Origin of the sequence: Methylobacterium sp. WCS2018Hpa-22 (genome assembly GCF_031843785.1) — a bacterium.
GTDB lineage: Bacteria > Pseudomonadota > Alphaproteobacteria > Rhizobiales > Beijerinckiaceae > Methylobacterium.
Genome location: NZ_JAVTJA010000016.1, coordinates 64,123 through 84,265 on the forward strand (window position 1 = coordinate 64,123; position 20,143 = coordinate 84,265).

Genomic DNA, 20,143 nt, shown 5'->3' on the forward strand with positions numbered 1-20,143 from the left:
CGACCATCGCTGGCTCCGGCCGTCGTTGCCCTCCACCGTCATGCCCGGCTAGGGTGGGAAACCTTGTCTCCGTGAAATCCAAAGCATCGTCATGAACGTCCTCGGCATCGAAACGACCTGCGACGAGACGGCGGCCTCCGTCGTGATGCCCGGCGAGGACGGGCGCGGCCGCATCCTCTCCAACGAGGTGCTGAGCCAGATCGCCGAGCACGCGGCCTATGGCGGCGTCGTGCCCGAGATCGCGGCCCGCGCCCATGTGGAGGTGCTCGACCGCCTCGTCGCCCGTGCCCTCGACAGCGCCGGAATGACGCTGTCGCAGGTGGACGGCATCGCGGTCGCGGCCGGGCCGGGCCTGATCGGCGGGGTGCTGATCGGCCTCGTCACGGCCAAGACCCTGTCGCTGGTGGCGCGAAAGCCCCTCATCGCGGTGAACCATCTGGAAGCGCATGCGCTGACGGCCCGGCTCACTGACGGCATCGGCTTTCCCTACCTGCTGCTGCTGGCTTCCGGTGGCCACACCCAGCTCGTGGCGGTGAAGGGCGTCGGCGATTACGTCCGCCTCGGCACCACTGTGGACGATGCCATCGGCGAGGCGTTCGACAAGGTGGCAAAGCTCCTGGGCCTCGGCTATCCAGGCGGCCCCGAGGTCGAGCGCATGGCCGAGACCGGCAACGGGGAGCGTTTCGCCCTGCCGCGGCCCATGCTCGGCCGCCGCGAGCCGAACTTCTCCCTGTCGGGCCTCAAGACCGCCCTGCGGATCGAGGCCGAGCGGCTGGCCCCGCTCTCCAGCGCCGATGTGGCCGATCTCTGCGCCAGCTTCCAGGCGGCGGTGGTGGACGTGGTGGTGGACAGGGTCCGTGTCGCCCTGCGCGAGTTCGGCTCCATCGCGGGCCATCCGACCGCCCTCGTCGCCGCCGGCGGGGTCGCTGCCAACGGCGCGATCCGGCGTGCGCTGACGACACAGGCAAACGAGGCCGGTCTCGCTTTCGTGGCCCCACCCCTGTCCCTCTGCGGCGATAACGGCGCGATGATCGCCTGGGCGGGAATCGAGCGCCTGCGCCTCGGCCTCGTGGACGATCTCACCGCGCCGGCCCGCGCCCGCTGGCCCTTCGCCGAGGCGGCGGCGGTTGCCTGAGGGTCTTTTGAAAGGGACCGTGCCGCCCGTCGCCCTGCAGAGGCGCTGGCGCGACCTCGTCGACCGGCGTCTCCCCCAAGCGGCACGCGCCCGGCCGGAATGGCCGGTGCGCCTCGATCATTGTTTCGCGCGCATCCTCCTCGACAATGCCTGCGGCGGTCCCTGGCGCGAGAGCGTGGCCCCGCCCGCCTGGGCGAACATGCCGCCGGACCGGCTCTCCCTCGCCATCGATCTCGGCGAGGCGGTGCTGGCCGAGAAGGCCGATCTCGGACTCCTCAACCGGCGTTCCCTCGCCTGGCGCGGCAAGATCCGGCGCAGCGTGCCGCCGCCGGTTCCCGCCTCGCTCAAGGGGCAAGGCTTCGTCCTCCGGCGCTGGCTTCGTGCGGACGATCGGCCTTTCGCGGATCTCAATGCCGATGCGGAGGTGATGCGTCATTTCCCCTCCACCAAGAGCCGGGGCGAGAGCCTGATCGAGGCGCGCGCCATCGACCGGCGCTTCGAGTCCGACGGGTTCGGGCCCTGGGCGCTCGACGTGCCGGGGGAGGGGTTCGTCGGCTTCGTCGGCGCCATGCGGCTGATCCGACCCATGCCGTTCGGGGGTGGGGAGACGGCGGGCGCGACGGTGGAGATCGGCTGGCGACTGGCCCGCTCCGCCTGGGGACGCGGCCTCGCCACGAGAGCCGCAAGGCTCGCCCTCGACGACCTGTTCGGGCGCTGCGGCGTGCCGGCCGTGGTGGCCTTCACCGCCGCGTGCAACACCCCGTCGCTGCGGGTCATGCAGCGGCTCGGCATGGTGTTCGCCGAGGATTTCCTGCATCCGGCCCTTCCGGCGGACGACCGTCTCCAGCCGCACCGGCTCTATCGGCTGAAAGCGGGCGGGACATCCTCGATCGGGGACGAAGCGCCAGAGGACCATCGATCATGAGCGACCGGATTGCGGTGGTGGGCGGTGGCGCCTGGGGAACGGCGCTGGCCAACGCGGCGGCGGCCACGGGGCGGCCCGTGACCCTGTGGCTGCGCGACGGGGAGGCTGCCGCTCGGCTTCAAGCCAACCGCGAGAACGCCCGCTACCTGCCCAGCGTGACGTTGCACGACGGCATCCGCGCCACCGGCGAAGCGCGCGATCTCGCCGGGGCGGGCATCGTCCTGCTGGTGACGCCGGCCCAGACCCTGCGCGGCGTTCTGGGAACCCTGCGCCCGTCCCTCGATCCGCAGGCGGCCATCGTCCTCTGCGCCAAGGGAATCGAGCGGGGCAGCGACGCCTTCATGAGCGCGGTGGCGGCCGAGGCGATGCCCGGCGCGCCCGTGGCCGTCCTGTCCGGCCCGAGCTTCGCGGCGGATGTCGCCCGCAACCTGCCCACCGCCGTCACCCTGGCCGCGGAAGATGGCGCCCTCGCCGGCCGCCTCGCCGCCGCTTTGTCCGGCCCGGCTCTGCGCGTCTATCACACCGACGATGTGCGCGGCGTCGAGATCGGCGGGGCGGGCAAGAACGTGCTCGCCATCGCCTCCGGCATCGTCGCGGGGCGCGGCCTCGGCGAGAGCGCCCGCGCCGCCCTGATCGCGCGGGCCTTCGCCGAGCTGATGCGGTTTGCCCGCGCCTATGGCGGACGGCCCGAGACGCTGATGGGATTGTCCGGCCTCGGCGATCTCGTCCTTACCGCCTCTTCGCCGCAATCGCGCAACTTCGCCTTCGGCCAGCGCCTCGGCGCCGGGGCCACCCCGGAGGAGGCGGCGGGCGGCAAGCTCGCCGAGGGCGCCTTCACCGCCGCCGCGCTCATCGCCCTGGCGCGACGCAACGCGGTGGAGATGCCGGTGGCCGAGGCGGTGGCCGCCATCGTCTCCGGGGGAGCGAGCGTCGATGCCGTGGTGGCGGGGCTCCTCGCCCGTCCCCTCAAGGGGGAAGCCGAATGAGCACGGGGCCGATCCACGCCTTTCTCTCCGGCACGGGTCGTGATGGCGCGCGGCGCAGCCTCGCCGATATTCTCGCCTTCGACGATGCGCGGATCGAGGGCGTGCACGACTATATCCAATGGTGCTTTCCCCTGGCCGAAGCCAGCCGCGCGGTGCCGGGCGCCCCGGTGCTGGGGCGCGACGAGGCCGAGGCGATCCGCGCCGACCAGACCGCGCGAGAAGGCCTGCGCTCGGCGCTCGCACGGATGCGGCTCTTCTATACCCGCACCGACGGCTGGCTCCGCCCCTACGATCACAACCACCTGCGCATCACCCGGATCCTCACCGCGATCCGCAGCCTCCTCGGTCCGGACGAGGCGGAGGCGTTCCACGCCTTCGTGACGACCCGCAACGCTGAAGCCGGCTCGCCCATCAACGAAGACAGCCTGCGCTATTGGGGATCGGCCCTCCGCGACGCCTGACTGCCACGCTTTCCCGCGCTAAGGAGGGGCCGACAAGCGAGGCGAACGATGGCGTATTGGCTCTACAAATCCGAGCCGAAGACCTGGTCCTGGGACCAGCAGGTCGAGGCGGGAGAGCACGGCACGCCCTGGAACGGGGTGCGCAACCACGTCGCCAAGCTCAACCTCATGGCGATGCAGGTGGGCGAGCGCGGGTTCTTCTACCATTCCAACGAGGGCAAGGCGGTGGTGGGGATCGTCGAGGTGATCCGCCCCTACTACCCCGACGACACCGACCCGACCGGCCGGTTCGGCATGGTGGATCTCCGTGCGGTCGAGCCGCTGAAGAAGCCGGTGACCCTGGAGGCGATCAAGGCCGAGCCGTGCCTGAAGGCGATGGTACTGGTCAACAATTCCCGCCTCTCGGTCCAGCCGGTGACGGAGGAGGAATGGGCGATCGTGCGAGGGATGGGTGGGCTCGTTTAGAGCTTCCCCACCCCGTCCGACCAAGCGATCACGTCGTCATGAATTGCGCCACGGCACCCTGGAACGTCTCCGGCGCTTCCTCGGCGACGAAATGGCCGCTCTCCTCGACGATGATCGTCTCCAGCCGATCGCTCTCGCGGCTCAGGGCGTCCGACAGGTGCGAGCCCACCCCGTAACGGCCCGTAATGGCCAGGACCGGCATTGCGAGACGGCGTCCGGCGAAGCTGGCCGCGAGCGCGGCGTCGTCCTTGAGAGCGCGATAGTAGTTGAACCCCGCTTTCATGCCGCCGGGCGATGCATAGTGCCGCGCGTACTCCGCGATCGCCTCGTCCGTAACGGCCTCCTTGCGGTGGGACCACGCCCTGATCTGGTCGCGGATATAGCCACGCTCCCGACCGGCCGTGAGCATTTCGGGGATATCGGGGGCCATGTGGAACCCATAGTGCCACGCTCCGCCCCGGAGCGGGTCCATGTTCTCCGTGCCGGGAAGAAGGCAATCGGCGAGGACGAGTCGGGAGATCCGGTCGGGGTGCAGATGCGCCAGGACGTAGGCCGCCTTGCCGCCCATGTCGTGCCCGACCACGCCCGCACGGCCACCCGCCTCGTGGTCGATCAGAGCGCGGATATCCTCCGCAATGGTACGTTTGTCGTAGCCCGATACGGTGCGCTCCGAGAGACCGAGCCCTCTGAGATCGGGCGCGATGACGGTGAAGCGGTCGGACAAGGCGGCCATCGTTCCCCTCCAGGCCGCCCATGTCTGCGGCCAGCCATGCAGGAGGACCAGGGGCGGGCCGGACCCGGCGACGACGTAATGCATGCGGATGCCATTGAGCTGCGCGAAGCGACTGGCCGCTCCCGGCGGCGGCACGCCCGCATCCAGCCCGGAATCGGATACGGCTGCGAGCGCGGGCCTGGTCACGAGATCGGGGAGGATCCCGAGCGCGAGGGAGGCGCATGCGGCGGAACGGAGGAGGTCTCGGCGCTGGATCGGCATGTCGGCATCCGTCATCGTTGCGATGCAGAATGGTTGTCCGATGCCGACGCAGCGTCTACGCGCTGGACAGCGCTCGTTGCCATAACCAGGGGTTATGCATGGATCTCACCGTCGCCCTGCGCGCCTTCATTCGCACCGTGGAGCGCGGTTCGATGACGGCGGCCGCCGAGGATCTCGGGATCTCGCAGCCGGCGGTGAGCAAGCTCCTTCGCAATCTCGAAGCCCATACGCGAGCCCGGCTGCTGGAGCGAAACTCCCGCGCCATCCGGCCGACACCCGTGGGGTTGCGTCTCTACGAATCCTCCAATGGCGCCCTCGCCACCATCGACGCCGCAATCGACAAGGCTCGGAACGAAGCCGGGACGATCGGAGGTTCCCTGCGCGTGCACGGCCCGGTTTGCTTGGGAGAGAGCCGCCTCCACCGGATCGTCGCCGACTTTCAGGATCGGCACCCGGCCGTCTCGGTCCGCCTGACCCTCGAGAACCGCTCGGCCGATCTCATCCACGAAGGCTTCGATCTCGCCATCCGCATGGGCCGCCCGGTCGACCAGGAGGCGATCCTGCGTCGGATCGGGCTGGTCCAGCGCATCCTCGTCGCGGCACCGTCGTATCTCGCGAAACGCGCTTCGGTCACTGAGCCGCACGATCTCCCCGACCACAGCCTCCTCGTCACCGATACGGTGCTGTCCCGGGCCGATACATTGCCCCTGTGCCGGAACGGTGAGACGGTCGAAGTCCCGGTGAGGCCGGTGCTGACGACCAACAACGCGCGCGTCCTCATCGACGCCATGCTGTCGGGGCGGGGGATCGGGACGGCGCAGGTCCAGCTCGTGTCGGAGGATCTGGCGAGCGGTCGTCTGGTCAGAGTCCTGGGCGATCACGAGATCCGGCCGACCGAGCTTTTCCTGACCTATTCCTCGGCCAAGTTCCTGCGACCGACGGTGCGCGCCTTCGTCGATTTCGTCGTCCCGGCCCTGCGCCGGATCGACGGCATCGTCTGATTGCCGAGAAGGACGATCTCAGCCCTGCCGCTGCGCCTGGGTCACCGCGACATGGATGAGTTCGGCCAGCGTTCGCACGCCGAGCTTCTGGCGCATCTGCGAGCAGGCGTTGGTGACGGTCTTGTAGCTCACCGACAGGTCGCTCGCGATGACGCCATAGGACTTGCCCTGGGCCAGCCGGGTGAGGATCTGCTGCTCGCGCGGGGTCAATTGCGATTCCGGCGTACGGCGCGGGTCTGTGCGCAGCATGGCGACCTCGGTGGCGAGGCGACGGTCGAGATAGACCTGGCCGGAACGGACCTTCTCGAAGGCTTCGTACAATTCCACAGAGGCGTGGTCCTTGAGCACGTAGCCCAGCGCCCCAGCCTCCAGCGCTCGCGATACGATCACCGGATCGTTGTGCATGCTGAAGACCAGGATGCGAATGCCGGGCGAGGCGCTGCGCATCCGGCGAATGAGATCGAGACCCGCGAGCCCGCTGCCCTGGAAGGTCAGGTCGCAGATCACCATCGAGGGGCGCAGGCGGAAGAACAGGCGGTAGCCCGCCACCGTGCTGGTCGCCTCGGCGATCCGCTCGATACCGGCGTCTTCGAGGACGCGACGGCAGCCCTGGAGGACGATCGGATGATCGTCGATCACGAGGACGGGCGCTTGGGTCGATGTCGGTGTGAACGCGTTCATACGGAAACGATCGGGCTCGTGTCCTCGGTCCGCTCGGGATCGAGCGGTATCACTATCCGGACAACCGTCCCCGGCGCCGCGTTGTCAAGGTGAAATGTGCCGCTGAGCGCTTCGACGCGCTCTCGCATCCCCGACAAACCGATTCCACCGCGGAAACCTCCGTCGAGATCGGACGTGCGTTTCTCCGCCAGCCCGGTGCCGTCGTCGCGGATCTCCACCCGCAACGCGTCGGAGGCGTGGCTCTCGCTCACCTCCGCCATCACATGGCGCGCCTCCCCATGCCGGACCGCGTTGGTCATGCTCTCCTGGATGCAGCGGAAGACGGTGAGGTCGACGAGGTCGCCGTAGCCGCGGGCGAGATCGGTGAAGCGGCCTTCGAACACCGTCTCGGAATGGCGGCTGCGAAAATTCCGCAGGAGAAGTTGCAGGCACTCGGCCAGCGGCACCTGACCCAGGGCATGGGGGCGCAGGCGATTCAGGAGGTCACGGTTCAGCCCCTGCACCTGCCCGACGATGGCGCTGATCTCGTCGGCGCGGGCGGTGAGCTTGGCCCGGTCCGGCTGGCTCTCGGCCTGCGCCATCCGCGTCACCGAGGCGGCATTGGCCTCGAGCGCGAAGAGGCAGGGGCCGAACTCGTCGTGGAGTTCCAGCGCGGTGCGCCGCCGCTCGTCGTCCTGCGCCGTGAGAAGCTGCCGGTTGAGGCGGCCATTGGCGGCGCGGGCTTCGGAGAGCGCCTCCGCGACGCTGTTGAAGCGCTCGGCGATGATGGCGAGTTCGCGTGAGGCGGGCGGGTCGAGCCGCACCGTGTAATCGTGCCGCTCGAGCTGGGTCAGGCCGTCCGCCAGCTGCGTCAGGGGAGCGAGGACGCGGCCGAAGGCGATGTAGAGGGCGCCGAGAAGCCCGAGATTGAGGCACAGGCTCGCGAGCGAGAGGGAGACCGTGTAGCCCCAGACCTCGTCGATCTCGTCGAGGGGTTCGGTGGTGATGAGCGCGGTGCCGATCCGCTGGCCCTGCGCCACGATGGGCAACTCGTCGCGCTGTGGTGCCGGGGCGATCAGGGCGGCGAACCAGCGCGGGGCGAGATGGCTCTCGCGGCGCGCGCGCGGGTTGGCCAGGGCGACCTTACCGCCCTCGGCATCGAACACCGCGACGCGGACATGGCGGAGGTCCTGCACCCTTAATTCCAGCGTGCGCAGCAGGCTCGCGGGGGAGGCCGATTGCGCGAGGCCGATCGTGTCGGCCACGACCAGTTCGATATTGGCGAGGGTCGCCTGCATCTCGACCTGCACGGCCGAGCGGGCATTGACCACGATGAGGCTGAACGAGACCACGGCCGCCAGCAGATCGATGGCGAGGACGAGGACGACGAGGCGTGCCCGCGTCGGCAGGGAGGCCCAGCGTAGGCGCGGCGAGGCGCGTCTGGCCGGTTCCACAGGCGGGGGGCCGGGGGGAGATAGGGTCATCGTCGATCGTACCGGGATGGATCGGGTGCGGCTGTGCGCTTGTAGCGATAACCCATCCGCTGGGAATGCGCGCATGCGGGATGGGGCGCACAGCGCCCGTTTCACCCCGACGCCGCGACCATCTGAAAATGGCGCTCGGCCGCAAGTGCTCGACGGATACCGAGCGTTAAGCGCCAATGCTTTATCCAGATACATGTGAGCGACGACACGGGCGTGACTGGCACGATGTCCGAGGACATCTTTGTGCCCGAATGTCGGCATCACGTCCGTTCCGCGCCGTCGCGATTCCGTGACGGTCAAACGTTTTTTCGACCATTGTTAGAGAACTCGCCCGATGATGCAGGTTGCCATCGACCCGAGCGAAAGGCGCGACGCTGGCTCCCGCAAGCCCGTCGCTGACAAGGTTGTTGCTGACAAGCCGGTCGCGGCCAGGCCGGTGAAGCCTGGGTCGAAGCTTGGGTCGAAGCCCGCCGCGCGCGGTCGCATGGTCGTTCTCGGAACGTTGGGCTGCGTCGTCGTGGCCGGCCTGTCCTACGCGGCCTATTCGGCGATGGGCAGTCTCGCTGGTCCGCAGGTGGCGCGGCCGAACCTCTACCAGATGCAGAAGGCGCAGGCCCTCCAGGCCAAAGCGGCCGATTGGCCCGACCTGCGCGACGGCGTGCCGGCCCTGGCCTCGGCAGCCGGATCACCCGCGCCGGCCCGGGAGACCGGCATTCAGCTCGTGGAGAGGCGTGCCCTCGTCGAGGAGCCGGCTAAGGCCGAGGCGTCGTCGAAGGTGCAACTTACCGCTCCGGTCGAAGCCACTGCCAAGGTCGAAGCACCGCCGAAGGTCGATACTCCCGTGACGCTGGCGGCAGCGACGCCCGCTCCCTCGATCGTCAAGGCAGAAGCGCCCCGTCCGAAGGCGCTGCCGCCGATCGAGCCGGTGAGCCTCGCTCTGCCGCCCAACGCACTCTCGCCCATCGTGCCGAACCGCGTCGCTTCGGTCATCGCCCCGAGTGCGGCCCAGACCATCCGTGCACGCTCGGCGGCCACGAGCTTCGCATCTCTTCCGCCCGAGCCCGCCCGAGCCGAGGCCGGCGCTGAAACTACAAAGCCCAGCGCCAGCGTGGTCGTGAAGCCCGCCGCCAGTGTCGCCAAGCCGAGTGTGGCGGTGGCCAAGCCCAAGCCGGCCAAGCCCGCGAAGCCCGTGCAGGAAGCCAGCGCCGAACCCGCAGCGGCACCCGCAGCGGCACCGGAACCCGAACAGAGCGAAATCTTCGGCCTGAAAGTGCCGTCCCTCGCCCCGGCCGGTCGCAAGATCGCCGAGAGCGTGGAAGCCCTCGGCAACGCCGTGAAGAACCTGCCGAACCAGTTCTGATCGGCGACCGTAGACGCGCGCTGCGGACGCCGATGGCCAGTCCGGGGACTTACGTTTCGTCCCGTGGCGGGTGCCCGAACAGGGCCTTGTAGGCGCGGCTGAACGCGGCCTCCGACGTATAGCCGACCCGCAGCCCGATCTCGCCGACCCGTGCCTCACGCCTCGCCAGCATGTCCCGCGCGAGGCTGAGCCGCCACTCGTTCTGGTATCGCAGCGGCGAGCGTCCCACGAGTTCGGTGAACCGCTCGGCGAAGCCCGAGCGGGACATGCCGGCAAGGCCTGCCAATTCGTCGATACGCCAGGGCTGCATCGGCCGCTCGTGCATGGCCTTGAGCACGCGGGCGATGCGGGCATCGGAGAGACCGCTCAGCCAGCCGGACGTATGCCCGAGATGGACCCAGGTCCGCAGGGTGCGAATCACGAGCAGATCGATGATCCGCGAGATCATCAGGGCCGCGCCGGGCTGCGGGTCGGTCGTCTCCCGCATCATGAAATGCACCATGCCGTCCAGCCATTCCGCCCCCTCTTCGTGTCGGATGTGGATGAGGTCCGGCAGGGCCGAGATCATGCCGCGAAGGCTGTAGGGGTCGAACCAGAACCGACAGACGATGACCGTCGCCGGCTCGGGTGACGCCACGAGCCGCGCCGCCCCGGGGCCGCGTGGCAGGAGCATGAGGTCACCGGTATCCAGCACGAGCGGTTGTCCGGCGCTTCCGCCGACCTGAAGCACACCTTCGGCGACGACGAGAACATGGGCCGCATCGACGTCCAGTTTCAGCGGTTCGCCGTGCGAAACGGTGCGGGCCTGGACCCGGTCACCGTTCAGCCGAATCTGGGCCAACACCAGCGACAGCAGATCCGCGTTCTCCGCGCCGGCGGAAACGATCTCCGGACGATCGGTCAAGTCTTTCGGCGGATCCGTCATGGCCGATGCGGGGTCCAAAAATTACACTTGCGGTCCTTGGAGACGTTTCCCCGCTGCGGCGATGGGCAAGGTCTCACGAGCATCGAGGATACCGCAAGGCCTTCAGCGCGCTGGCGCTACTTTGCCGATCCTCGGAGCGACAGGCATATGAGAAGGACATCGACATGCCAGTTCCCGCCTCGACACAATGGCTGACAACCTATTATTTCGTCCGTGTTGGCATTGCCGCCGCCTGGGTCGCCGCAGCCGTGACCGTCGGACGAAGCGTATCCCCGGTCGCGGCGGCCCTTCTCGTGGCGTATCCCGCCTGGGATGCAGCGGCCAATCTCGTCGATGCGCAGCGCAGCGGCGGGTGGAGAGCCAATCCCAGCCAGATCGTCAACGCCGCGATCAGCACCGTCACCGCCCTCGCGGTCGCCCTCTCCCTCGGCCTCAGCCCCCACGCGGTCCTCGCGGAGTTCGGCTGCTGGGCCATCCTCTCCGGATTATTGCAGCTCGCCACCGGCATCCGGCGCTGGAACAGCGGCGCTCAATGGGCGATGGTTCTCAGTGGGGCGCAATCGTCGCTAGCGGGCCTCTTTTTCCTCGCGAAGGCGAACGACGTCGCAACGCCCGGCATCATGGACGTCGCACCCTACGCCGGCTTCGGCGCTTTCTATTTCCTCGTCTCGGCCGTGTGGCTGGCGGTGGCACGGGCACGGCAAGCCTCGGTGGAGGGCACAGCGTGATGTCGGGATCGGCAATCATGGCCGGGTTCCATGCTCCGGCCTCCTCGCATCACGGTCGCGAGGCCGTGTTGCAGATGTGCGGGATCGAAACTGAAGGTGACGGCGCGATCGTCGAAGAAGAGGCGACCCGAACATGACGCGAATCCTGCCATGGCGTTTGGCATTCTGGGCGTGTCTTCTGGCGGCCGCCGCTGCGCTCGCCCATCCGATGGAGCGGGAAGGAGAGGTCATGAACGTCGACTGGCGAGCGGAGCCCCATGCCGGGATCGGCCGTCTGGTCTTCGGTCTCACGCCGGGGGAGGTCGCCGCCGCGGCGGACCCGGTCTACGGCATCCCGACTCCGCTCATTCGAGGCGTGGATGCGGCGGCCGATACCGAAGGCCTGATCGCCGCGTTGGGACCATCTCTGTCGGCGGCCGACATCTCCACCATGAGGCGAGCCGCCACCGATCTGGCGAGCCTGGACCGGCAGAACCTCGAGAAGGACCGCAGGCCCATCCTTCTGGAATATCGCAACGGCCGGTTGGATGGCGTCACGGTCGAAGCGCGTCATGCCGAGACGCATTTTCGGAACGAACGAATCTTCTCCCTCGATGCGCGGGAGGTGCTGCGCCGGTTCGAGCGGGCGAACGGTGCCCCCGGCCGGTTCCGGTCCACCGAAGCCGCCTTCGACAACCTCGCGGTCTCGCTCTTCGCGTTCAGCCGGGTCTCACCGGACGGGAAGGTCATGGTCTTGCGGGCCGATGACCCGGACTTCACCGAGCGCTCCGTCACCCTGCGCCGGACGCCTTACCGGCCCGCGAACGAAATGGATCAGTTCGTCACCGCATCGTTCGAGTGACGGAGCGGTGTTAGCAGCGCCCTGCTCCCTCCGCGAGCCGCTATTGGAGGCAATCATTTTGCCGGATGCGCGGCTCTCCTCCCCCTTGTGGGGAGGAGTTGGAGGTGGGGGTGGTTGGGCGACCCTCAAGCTGCGGAGGCAAGCGGCGCCACCCCCACTCCTAAACTCTCCCCACAAGGGGGAGAGGAACGCGGTTCCTTTTAGCGCGGACGGCGCTGCGGCGGCTTCTTGCCGGCTTCGCGTTCGTGGCGGGCGGCGCGGGGGCTCTTGAACCCCTTCGGGCCCTCGGCCTCACGCTCGGGCTCGCCGCCGAGAAGCGCCTCCACCTGTATTTCCGGCGAGCCGTTCTTGGCGAAGGTGGCGGCGAAGCGCGAGGCGGCGCCGCCACGGATCTCGAACTTGGTCTCCCGGTCGAAGATGCGGATGGCGCCGATCTCCTGGCGGCCGATATTGCCGCGACGGGTCAGCATCGGCAGGAGGCGGCGCGGGTCGGCATTGTCGCGCCGGCCGAGATTGAGCCGGAACCAGACCGAGGGGCCTTCCGCATCGATCCGCGCCGAATCGGCGGGGTCGTAGACCTTGCGCTCCTTGCGCTCGGGGCCGGCGCCCGGATCGGTCACGTCCTCGGGCTCGGGCAGGCGGGCGCGGTAGATCTTGGCCAGAGCGGCGGCCAGTTCCTGCGGCGTGCGCTGGGCGAGCAGCGCCTCGCCCATGGCGAGGTCTTCCTCGGAGGGCGTCTCGGTGAAGAGCGGGTCCTGCCACATACGCTCGCCGTCGAGGCGGCGGATCTCGTCGGCCGTGGGCGGGGCGGCCCATTCGGCATTGACCTTGGCGATGGCCAGCATCTGCTCGGCCCGGCGGCGCTTGGAGGCCGGGATCAGCAGCACGCTGGTGCCCTTGCGGCCCGCGCGCCCCGTCCGGCCGGACCGGTGCTGCAGCACCTCGGCATCGTGGGGCAGATCGGCATGGATGACGAGGCTCACCGTCGGCAGGTCGATGCCGCGGGCGGCGACGTCGGTGGCGACGCAGACCTTGGCGCGGCCGTCACGCAGGGCCTGGAGCGCGGCGTTGCGCTCGCCCTGGCCGAGCTCGCCCGACAGGGCGACGGCCGAGAAGCCGCGCTCGGTGAGCACCGCCTGGAGGTGCCGCACGGCGTTGCGGGTGTTGCAGAAGACGATGGCGGTGGGCGCATCGGTGTAGCGCAGGGTGTTGACCACCACGTGCTCGATCTCGCGCGGCACCACCCGCACGGCGCGGTAGGTGATGTCGGTATGGCCGCGCTCTTGGCCCTTCACGGCGATGCGCAGGGCGTCGTTCTGGTAGCGCTCGGCGAGACTGGCGATGGCCTTCGGCAGGGTCGCGGAGAAGAGCAGGGTGCGCCGCTCCTTCGGGGTCACCGAGAGGATGAATTCGAGGTCGTCCCGGAAGCCGAGATCGAGCATCTCGTCGGCCTCGTCGAGGACGGCGACGCGCAGGTTCTGGGTGGCGAGGTTGCGGCGCTCCAGATGGTCGCGCAGGCGGCCTGGAGTGCCGACGACGATATGGGCGCCCTCGGCGAGAGCCCGGCTCTCGCGGCGAGGGTCCATGCCGCCGACGCAGGCGATCACGCGCGCTCCGGTCTCGGCATAGAGCCATTCGAGCTCGCGCTGGACCTGAAGAGCGAGTTCGCGCGTCGGGGCGATGACGAGGGCAAGCGGCGGGCCGGGCGGATCGAGCCGCTCGGCATCGCCGAGGAGCGTGTCGGCGAAGGCGAGGCCATAGGCGACGGTCTTGCCGGAACCGGTCTGGGCCGAGACGAGGAGGTCGCGGCCCTGGGCCGCCGCCTCGATCACGGCACTCTGGACGGGGGTCGGGTCTTCGTAGTTGCGGGCCTCGAGCGCTCGGACGAGCGGGGCCGGCAGGGTAGGAAAGGGCACGGGGCAGAGGCCTTGCAGGCAGACAAGGCAAACCCTGCGGATTCGAGTCACCCTGAGTGGCGACGTCGCTGCATCCGGTCGTGGGTCCGGCCTCGTTCGGTTACGGAGCGTGTGCTTCTAGCCGCAATGCGGCGCTGACGCCACGCCCCATGCTGCAATGCTTCCAAGCGTGGTTTGCGTGCATCCCGTGGCGAGGGCACCGGGCGGCCCTTCCCGACCAAGTTTTTCAAGCGGCCAATGCGGGCACGATCGGTGAAGGCGGATCGCTCAAAACGACGTCCGACACGAAAAGGGGCCCCGACGGTTGCCTGTCGGGACCCCACATTGGTTTCGAGTTCGGCTGTGTAAGATCAGATGCTCGGTGCTCGTTCACACCGAGCATCGTTCATCATGCATGTCGAACGAGCCTAAGCCTGTCCGAAGACACGGATCGGATCAGCTCCAAGTAAACTCGTTGGTCAAATGGGCCATGGGCGTCTGGCCGTTCACTTCGGCCACGTCGATATTGGCGCCGATATTGCCCTCTCCCCAGACGATGTTGCCCGGATTTCCCGCATTCTGGTACGAGGAATTGGTCACCACCGTATTTTCGTTCACGCCCCAGAGCAGCGCGTTCGAGAGAGGATCTCCCCGTCCCTGATCCGACGCGATGTTGTCGAAGGAGCGCGTGAAGTCGAAGGTGTTGTTCTGGCCGTAATCCGCGAACGCACCGTTGCCCATATGGATCGTATCGACGTTGCGGACGGTACCGTTGTTCGACCCCTCGAAGATGACTCCCTGACCGCTCGGCGAATTGTTGCCGTCGATCACGCCGTTCGAGACGGTGACGTTGTCGCTGTAGTAGATCGAGATGTTGTCCTCGGTCCAAGCGACGTTCGGGTCGTTGTGGACGTAGAAGTTGTTGAGGCTGCTGTCCGGCGACTGGCCCATCTGCACGAGCTGTCCGCGGGGGAAGGGCCCGCGCATATCGTAGCCTTCGATGTTCTCCAGTTCCGCACCCGGCGAGTATTGGATGAGCACGCCCGTCGAGGTGTCGTGGAAGGTCGCGTTCGTTACGCTCAGGTCGTCGGCTTCGAAGGCCGAGATCCCGTAATGGTCCGGGGTCCGTTCGGCGCCCGTCTCGGGTGCGCCCTCGTTGAAGACCTCCACGTTCTGGATATCGACGTTGTCACCATCCATGACGCGGATGCCGGCGCCTTCCTCGGTGCCGCCGTTTCCATTGAAATGGATGCGGACATTCTCGACCGTCACATTGTCCACGCGATCGATGTCGATGCCGGGACCGCTATCGACGTAGATATCCATGTCCCGAATGACATCGCCTTCCTGGGCGACGATCGTCCCGTCATGGCGCGTGAGAGGAGCGTTGCCGCCCTCGGTCGGGGGCTCGTCCACGGGTGCCGGCTCGGATGGCTGCGCGACGACCGGGGGTTCTTCGGGCGAGGGCGTCGCTCCGATGTCGGGCACCACCACATCCGGCCCCTCGGGGATGGGAGCCGGAGTGTCGACCTCGGGCACCGAACCCGAGAAACCTTCGCTGAACGCGTTCGTGTAATGGGCCATGGGCGTCTGGCCGTTCACTTCGGTGACGTCGATGCCGGCGCCGATATTGCCCTCTCCCCAGACGATGTTGCCCGGATTTCCCGCATTCTGGTACGAGGAATTGGTCACCACCGTATTCTCGTTCACGCCCCAGAGCAGCGCGTTCGAGAGAGGATTTCCCCGTCCCTGGTCCTCTGCGATGTTGTCGAAGGAGCGTGTGGAATCGAAGGTGTTGTTCTGGCCGTAATCCGCGAACGCGCCGTTGCCCATATGGATCGTATCGATGTTGCGGGCGGTGCCGTTGTTCGACCCCTCGAAGATGACTCCCTGACCGCTCGGCGAATTGTTGCCGTCGATCACGCCGTTCGAGACGGTGACGTTGTCGCTGTAGTAAACCGAGATGTTGTCCTCGGTCCAAGCGACCTTCGGATCGTTGTGGACGTAGAAGTTGTTGAGGCTGCTGTCCGGCGACTCGCCGAATTGTACGAGCTGTCCGCGAGGGAAGGGCCCGCGCATATCGTAGCCTTCGATGCCGTCGAGTGTGGCGCCCGGCGAATATTGCACGAGGACGCCCGTCGAGGTGTCGTGGAACGTCGCGTTCGTCACGCTCAGAGCCTCGGCCTCGAAGGCCGAAATCCCGTAATGGTCCGGGGTCCGCTCTGCGCCCGTCTCGGGTGCGCCTTCGTTGAAGACCTCCACGTTCTGGATATCGACGTTGTTGCCCCGCATGATGCGGATGCCGGCGCCTTCCTCGGTGCCGCCGTTTCCATTGATATGGATGCGGACGTTCTCGACCGTCACATTGTTTACGTTGTCGATATTGATGCCGGGACCGCTATCGACATAGATGTCGAGGTTGCGAATGACATCGCCTTCCTTGGCGACGATCGTCCCATCATGGCGTGTCAACGGAGCCGCGCTGGCGCTGGATGCGGATGTCGCCCCGGCGTCTGACTCCACCACCACAGGGACGTCGGAGACGGGTTCCGCGCTGTCGATGACCGGAACCGTGCTTGAGACGCTGCCGTCGGCAAGTCCCGAAACGACGTCGGATATCGGGCTCGACCCCAGGCCCGTGTCGGAGGCGGAACGCGCGTCGTCGCACGATGCGACGTGATGTTGCGAATGCTGCATTCAATTTCCAGTTGTGTCTGCGGCCGGTCCTGATGCCGACCCTCTCAATCCGCTGCTGTTTTGGCCACGGATCCCCATGAGCATCGGCGTTGTTTGCCGACACTATTCCCAAGATTATTGTCGCACTGATGAGCGAATAATCGGATCGTACGAATTACCAGCCGGCACTAAGAAGAACTTCCTCTGTGCCAATTGGCAAATGTACAGATCGGTACACTTCAGTATTCTAGTTCTTTATTGTCACAACAAATCTTAGTGAGCAGATCTTGTTCAAAATGTGTCACGGATGATTTTCGATCATTGGCGCGAGGTTCGCCGGTCTCGCCTGAAAAGCGGGTCGTATGCCGGTGCGTGCATTGTGGCGGATGATTACTACCGGACGGAAACGGGGCTCTCGCACAGGATGCCGCTTCCCTTCCGCCGAGGTCCCGGAACCCCTTGGTGCGCGACCGCCTGAGCCCGGCCCTTCGCAATCGCGACCATGGCGGCGGCTATGTGGCGTGGCGGATCTCGCCGAGGTGGCAGTGGCCGCGAATGCCAGTGACGGCGGGCTTTGCCGCCGTCCGCATTGGCGGATGCTACTTCGCTAAAGACCGAGATAGCCCCGATGCGCACTTTCTCGAAGAACGCGCGGCAGTGATGATGGTGGCGGTGCGCTTCCCATCGGAGCAGTCAAACGCAATCGCCTGGATAGCGTCGAACGATCGTTCATATCATCTCAGTGGAGACGATCCGATGATATACAATGTCCAGACATTGAGGGCGATCGCGGCCTATCTCGTTGTTGGCTTTCACTGCCAAATCTTGCTTTTCGGTGATCTGAAATATTCAATGGGGGCTTGGGGCGTCGATATATTCTTTGTGATAAGCGGGTTCGTGATGGCCTACACCACCGACGGCCGGAACGTGAGCCCACGTCAATTCATCGTCAAACGACTGGTTCGCGTCCTTCCCCTATACTGGTTCATGACAATCGCTGTCTTTCTCACGGCCCTATCGATGCCCTTTCTATTCCGCAGCGTCGATGCCGGGCCGGCGCAGCTGCTCATGTCGCTGGCGTTCATTCCGTTTGAGAAATCGAACGGTTTGATCCAGCCGGTATTGTTCCTCGGATGGACGCTCAATTACGAAATCTTCTTTTATTGCCTCTTTTGTCTGAGCCTGTACATTCAGACGGAATTAAATCGATACCTTTGTCTCAGCCTCACCATGGTCGCGCTCGTGATCCTCGGAGCGATGTTTCGCCCCGAGGATGCGCTCGGCCGGTTTTATACGGACCCGATCATACTCGAGTTCGTCGCAGGCATATGGATCTATTACATCGCGCGACACGTCGCGATTCTGACGAGCCTCTTCAACGTCCCGATGATCGGCACCTTGGGCCTTGCCAGTTTCGGTCTTTTGCTGGCGGCGGAGTTTCTTTGGCCGACCGTTCCCCGCTTTATCGGCCTCGGTCTGCCGGCAGCTTCACTCGTCCTCGCCGCGATCTTGCTGGAGACCAAGGGCGTCGTCTCGAAAACCGCCTTTGCCATAGAACAGGGCAACAGCAGCTACGCGCTATACCTGACGCATTTCCTGTCCTATCAACTCTGCGAGAAGATCGTCTTCAAAGCTTTCGATCCGCAGAGCCTGTATTTGAGGTTGGCCGCCTTTGTCGGTGCAGTGGCGCTCGCCGGAATTCTTGCCTGGATCGTGCATCGTCAGATCGAAATCCCTCTGACCCAAAGCGTCAGGGACGTGTTCACTGGCTTCTGGCGTCGATCTCCCGCCCGGCGGTAGCATCGGGTCGGCGGACCAGAATGGTCGGTGATTCCAACGGCCGGCCGGGGCCTTTCGAGAAGCCCCATCCCCGTCGTACCCTGGGACCTGCTAAGGGAGGCCCTGGTGCATGGGGCCAAAGAAGACTGTCAGGCAGGACCTTAGATGGACATGCTCGTCATCGGCGCAGGAATCGTCGGCCTCGCGGTGGCGCGGGCCCTCGGCCGGCGCGGGCATTCCGTCATCGTCGCCGAGGCCGAGGGGGCCATCGGGACCGGCGTGTCGTCACGCAGTTCCGAGGTCATCCATGGCGGCATGTACTATCCCGCCGGCTCCCTGCGGGCGCGGCACTGCACGCGTGGCCGCCGGATGCTCTACGAGTTCTGCCGGGGCCACGGCGTGCCCCATGCGCGTCCGGGCAAGCTCATCGTCGCCACCTCCGAGCCCGAGCGGGCCGCCTTGGAGGGAATCGCCGAACGCGGCCGGGCCAATGGCGTCGAGGGCCTCGCCTTCATCGAGGGCCGGGAGGCCTGCGCCCTGGAGCCGAACCTCGCCTGCGTCGCGGCATTGCATTCGCCCGAGACCGGCATCGTCGACAGCCACGGCCTGATGCTCGCCCTGCAGGGGGATATCGAGGATGCCGGCGGGGCCATCGCCTTCCATACTCAGGTCGGCGCGATCCGGCGCGATTCCGGGGGCTGGCAAGTGGAGGTCTGTGGCGAGGACTTGTCCTTCGACGCCGTCGTCAATGCCGCCGGCCTCGGCGCGCAGGCCGTGGCGCGGGCGGTCGAGCCCTATCCGGGCGAGCGCATCCCGAGGCAGGTCCTCGCCAAGGGCAGCTATTTCGGGTGCCTCGGCCGTCCGGCCTTCTCGCGGCTGATCTATCCCGCCCCGATGGAGGGCGGGCTCGGCATCCATCTCACCCTCGACCTCGCCGGTCGGATGCGCTTCGGGCCGGATGTGGAGTGGGTTGACGCGCCGGACTACGCGGTCGATCCGGCCCGCACTGAGGTCTTCGCCCATGCCATCCGGCGCTATTGGCCGGGACTGCCTAAGGATGCGCTGACGCCGGATTACGCCGGTATCCGCCCTAAACTCACCGGGCGGGGCGAGGCGGCGGCGGATTTCCTCATCGACGGGCCGGCCGAGCACGGCCTGCCGCACCTCGTCCACCTGTTCGGAATCGAGAGCCCCGGCCTCACATCGAGCCTGTCGCTGGCCGAGGAGGTGGCGGATCGGCTGGTCGGGGCCAAGGCGTGAGGGCTACCGGATTCCCACATCTCCCCGCTGGCTTTTCCTTCATCCGAGAGGGTTCAACCCGAAGCGCGACGTGCTCCCTCTCCTGGAAGGAGAGGGCGATCGCATATGACACCACGCCGTCATTCCAGGTCGCCACAGGCGAGCCCGGACCCGGAGGGCCGCGCCAGAGGCGTGCAATCCAGAGCCGCCGACAGTGTAAAGTCCTGCACCACTTGTGTTTCTGGATCCCGGGCTCCGCTGCGCGGACCCGGGATGACGGGGTGGTGCCAGCGGGTTTCTGACAGGCAAATCGGCATATGCGATCGCCCTGCCTGGAAGGAGAGGGCTGGGGTGAGGTGCGGTCCATCTCCGAAAAGCTCACACACCTCACCCTGTCCCTCTCCTTCCGGGAGAGGAGACCCGCGTCTCCTGTGGGATGTGTGACTATCGTAGGCCTGAGGGCGGGGCGTCGGCCCGTTGACCCTTCTGCTGAGCGTCGCAATCGTCCTGAGATGCAGCGTCCGGCTTCACGCCCTAGCGCGCATGGTCCTGAAAGGCCTCAAGCCATGACCGAGATCCTAATTCGTCG

The 20,143-nt window shown here is 66.9% G+C and carries 18 protein-coding genes; 12 read left to right on the forward strand and 6 right to left on the reverse strand.

Going from position 1 to position 20,143, the window contains the following annotated elements:
* The first annotated feature begins 91 nt into the window (after window positions 1-91).
* From tsaD to RQI43_RS19935, 5 genes are read left to right on the forward strand one after another with little or no spacing between them, the layout of a single operon-like run.
* Window positions 92-1,135 (forward strand): tRNA (adenosine(37)-N6)-threonylcarbamoyltransferase complex transferase subunit TsaD, encoded by a 1,044-nt coding sequence (gene tsaD, locus RQI43_RS19915; RefSeq protein WP_311276335.1) that lies wholly within the window; start codon window positions 92-94, stop codon window positions 1,133-1,135.
* Between the two features lie 19 nt (window positions 1,136-1,154).
* The gene (locus RQI43_RS19920) at window positions 1,155-2,060 is read left to right on the forward strand and encodes a GNAT family N-acetyltransferase (RefSeq protein WP_311276336.1); all 906 of its coding nucleotides are present in this window, start codon (window positions 1,155-1,157) and stop codon (window positions 2,058-2,060) included.
* Window positions 2,057-3,046, forward strand: a complete 990-nt coding sequence (locus RQI43_RS19925) for an NAD(P)H-dependent glycerol-3-phosphate dehydrogenase (protein WP_311276337.1) — start codon at window positions 2,057-2,059, stop codon at window positions 3,044-3,046. The genes RQI43_RS19920 and RQI43_RS19925 overlap by 4 nt, the downstream gene beginning before the upstream one ends.
* Window positions 3,043-3,507, forward strand: a complete 465-nt coding sequence (locus RQI43_RS19930) for an opioid growth factor receptor-related protein (RefSeq protein WP_311276338.1) — start codon at window positions 3,043-3,045, stop codon at window positions 3,505-3,507. The genes RQI43_RS19925 and RQI43_RS19930 overlap by 4 nt, the downstream gene beginning before the upstream one ends.
* Before the next feature lie 48 nt (window positions 3,508-3,555).
* Window positions 3,556-3,972: an EVE domain-containing protein gene (locus tag RQI43_RS19935; protein WP_311276339.1), complete on the forward strand. Its 417-nt coding sequence runs from the start codon at window positions 3,556-3,558 to the stop codon at window positions 3,970-3,972.
* Window positions 3,973-4,000: 28 nt separating this feature from the next.
* Here RQI43_RS19935 and RQI43_RS19940 read toward each other — a convergent pair whose 3' ends face one another.
* A complete protein-coding gene (locus tag RQI43_RS19940) occupies window positions 4,001-4,966 on the reverse strand; it encodes an alpha/beta hydrolase (protein WP_311276340.1) in 966 nt (321 codons plus the stop codon).
* A 98-nt stretch (window positions 4,967-5,064) separates the two neighbouring features.
* Here RQI43_RS19940 and RQI43_RS19945 point away from each other — a divergent pair, with 98 nt between their 5' ends.
* On the forward strand, window positions 5,065-5,967 hold the full coding sequence (locus RQI43_RS19945) for a LysR family transcriptional regulator (protein ID WP_311276341.1): 903 nt from the start codon (window positions 5,065-5,067) through the stop codon (window positions 5,965-5,967).
* A gap of 18 nt (window positions 5,968-5,985) precedes the next feature.
* On the opposite strand, the gene RQI43_RS19950 is transcribed toward RQI43_RS19945, so the two are convergent.
* Entirely contained in the window at window positions 5,986-6,648 is a 663-nt protein-coding gene (locus RQI43_RS19950) for a response regulator transcription factor (RefSeq protein WP_056426034.1), read from the reverse strand.
* Window positions 6,645-8,111, reverse strand: coding sequence for an ATP-binding protein (locus RQI43_RS19955; protein WP_056426030.1), 1,467 nt, complete (start codon window positions 8,109-8,111; stop codon window positions 6,645-6,647). Before RQI43_RS19955 ends, RQI43_RS19950 begins: the two co-directional genes overlap by 4 nt.
* Window positions 8,112-8,445: 334 nt before the next feature.
* On the opposite strand from RQI43_RS19955, the gene RQI43_RS19960 reads away from it, so the two are divergent.
* Window positions 8,446-9,471 carry a hypothetical protein gene (locus RQI43_RS19960; protein ID WP_311276342.1) on the forward strand — a complete coding sequence of 342 codons (1,026 nt, stop codon included), beginning with the start codon at window positions 8,446-8,448 and terminating at the stop codon, window positions 9,469-9,471.
* A 49-nt stretch (window positions 9,472-9,520) separates the two neighbouring features.
* Here RQI43_RS19960 and RQI43_RS19965 read toward each other — a convergent pair whose 3' ends face one another.
* Window positions 9,521-10,396, reverse strand: a complete 876-nt coding sequence (locus RQI43_RS19965) for an AraC family transcriptional regulator (protein WP_311276343.1) — start codon at window positions 10,394-10,396, stop codon at window positions 9,521-9,523.
* A 164-nt stretch (window positions 10,397-10,560) separates the two neighbouring features.
* On the opposite strand from RQI43_RS19965, the gene RQI43_RS19970 reads away from it, so the two are divergent.
* Window positions 10,561-11,124, forward strand: coding sequence for a DUF308 domain-containing protein (locus RQI43_RS19970; protein ID WP_311276344.1), 564 nt, complete (start codon window positions 10,561-10,563; stop codon window positions 11,122-11,124).
* A 133-nt stretch (window positions 11,125-11,257) separates the two neighbouring features.
* Window positions 11,258-11,965: a hypothetical protein gene (locus RQI43_RS19975; protein WP_311276345.1), complete on the forward strand. Its 708-nt coding sequence runs from the start codon at window positions 11,258-11,260 to the stop codon at window positions 11,963-11,965.
* A gap of 200 nt (window positions 11,966-12,165) precedes the next feature.
* Here RQI43_RS19975 and RQI43_RS19980 read toward each other — a convergent pair whose 3' ends face one another.
* Complete coding sequence (locus RQI43_RS19980) at window positions 12,166-13,881, reverse strand: DEAD/DEAH box helicase (protein ID WP_056426018.1); 1,716 nt, start codon at window positions 13,879-13,881, stop codon at window positions 12,166-12,168.
* A 435-nt stretch (window positions 13,882-14,316) separates the two neighbouring features.
* Window positions 14,317-16,332 carry a right-handed parallel beta-helix repeat-containing protein gene (locus RQI43_RS19985; protein WP_311276346.1) on the reverse strand — a complete coding sequence of 672 codons (2,016 nt, stop codon included), beginning with the start codon at window positions 16,330-16,332 and terminating at the stop codon, window positions 14,317-14,319.
* On the opposite strand from RQI43_RS19985, the gene RQI43_RS19990 reads away from it, so the two are divergent.
* The 3 genes from RQI43_RS19990 to RQI43_RS20000 all read left to right on the forward strand — a co-directional run bounded on the left by RQI43_RS19990 (window position 16,301) and on the right by RQI43_RS20000 (window position 19,575).
* Entirely contained in the window at window positions 16,301-16,540 is a 240-nt protein-coding gene (locus RQI43_RS19990) for a hypothetical protein (RefSeq protein ID WP_207411715.1), read from the forward strand. The two genes, RQI43_RS19985 and RQI43_RS19990, sit on opposite strands and share 32 nt — an antisense overlap.
* Before the next feature lie 458 nt (window positions 16,541-16,998).
* Entirely contained in the window at window positions 16,999-18,336 is a 1,338-nt protein-coding gene (locus tag RQI43_RS19995) for an acyltransferase (RefSeq protein WP_311276347.1), read from the forward strand.
* A 144-nt stretch (window positions 18,337-18,480) separates the two neighbouring features.
* Window positions 18,481-19,575, forward strand: a complete 1,095-nt coding sequence (locus RQI43_RS20000; RefSeq protein WP_311276348.1) for an NAD(P)/FAD-dependent oxidoreductase — start codon at window positions 18,481-18,483, stop codon at window positions 19,573-19,575.
* The last annotated feature ends 568 nt before the right edge of the window (window positions 19,576-20,143 follow it).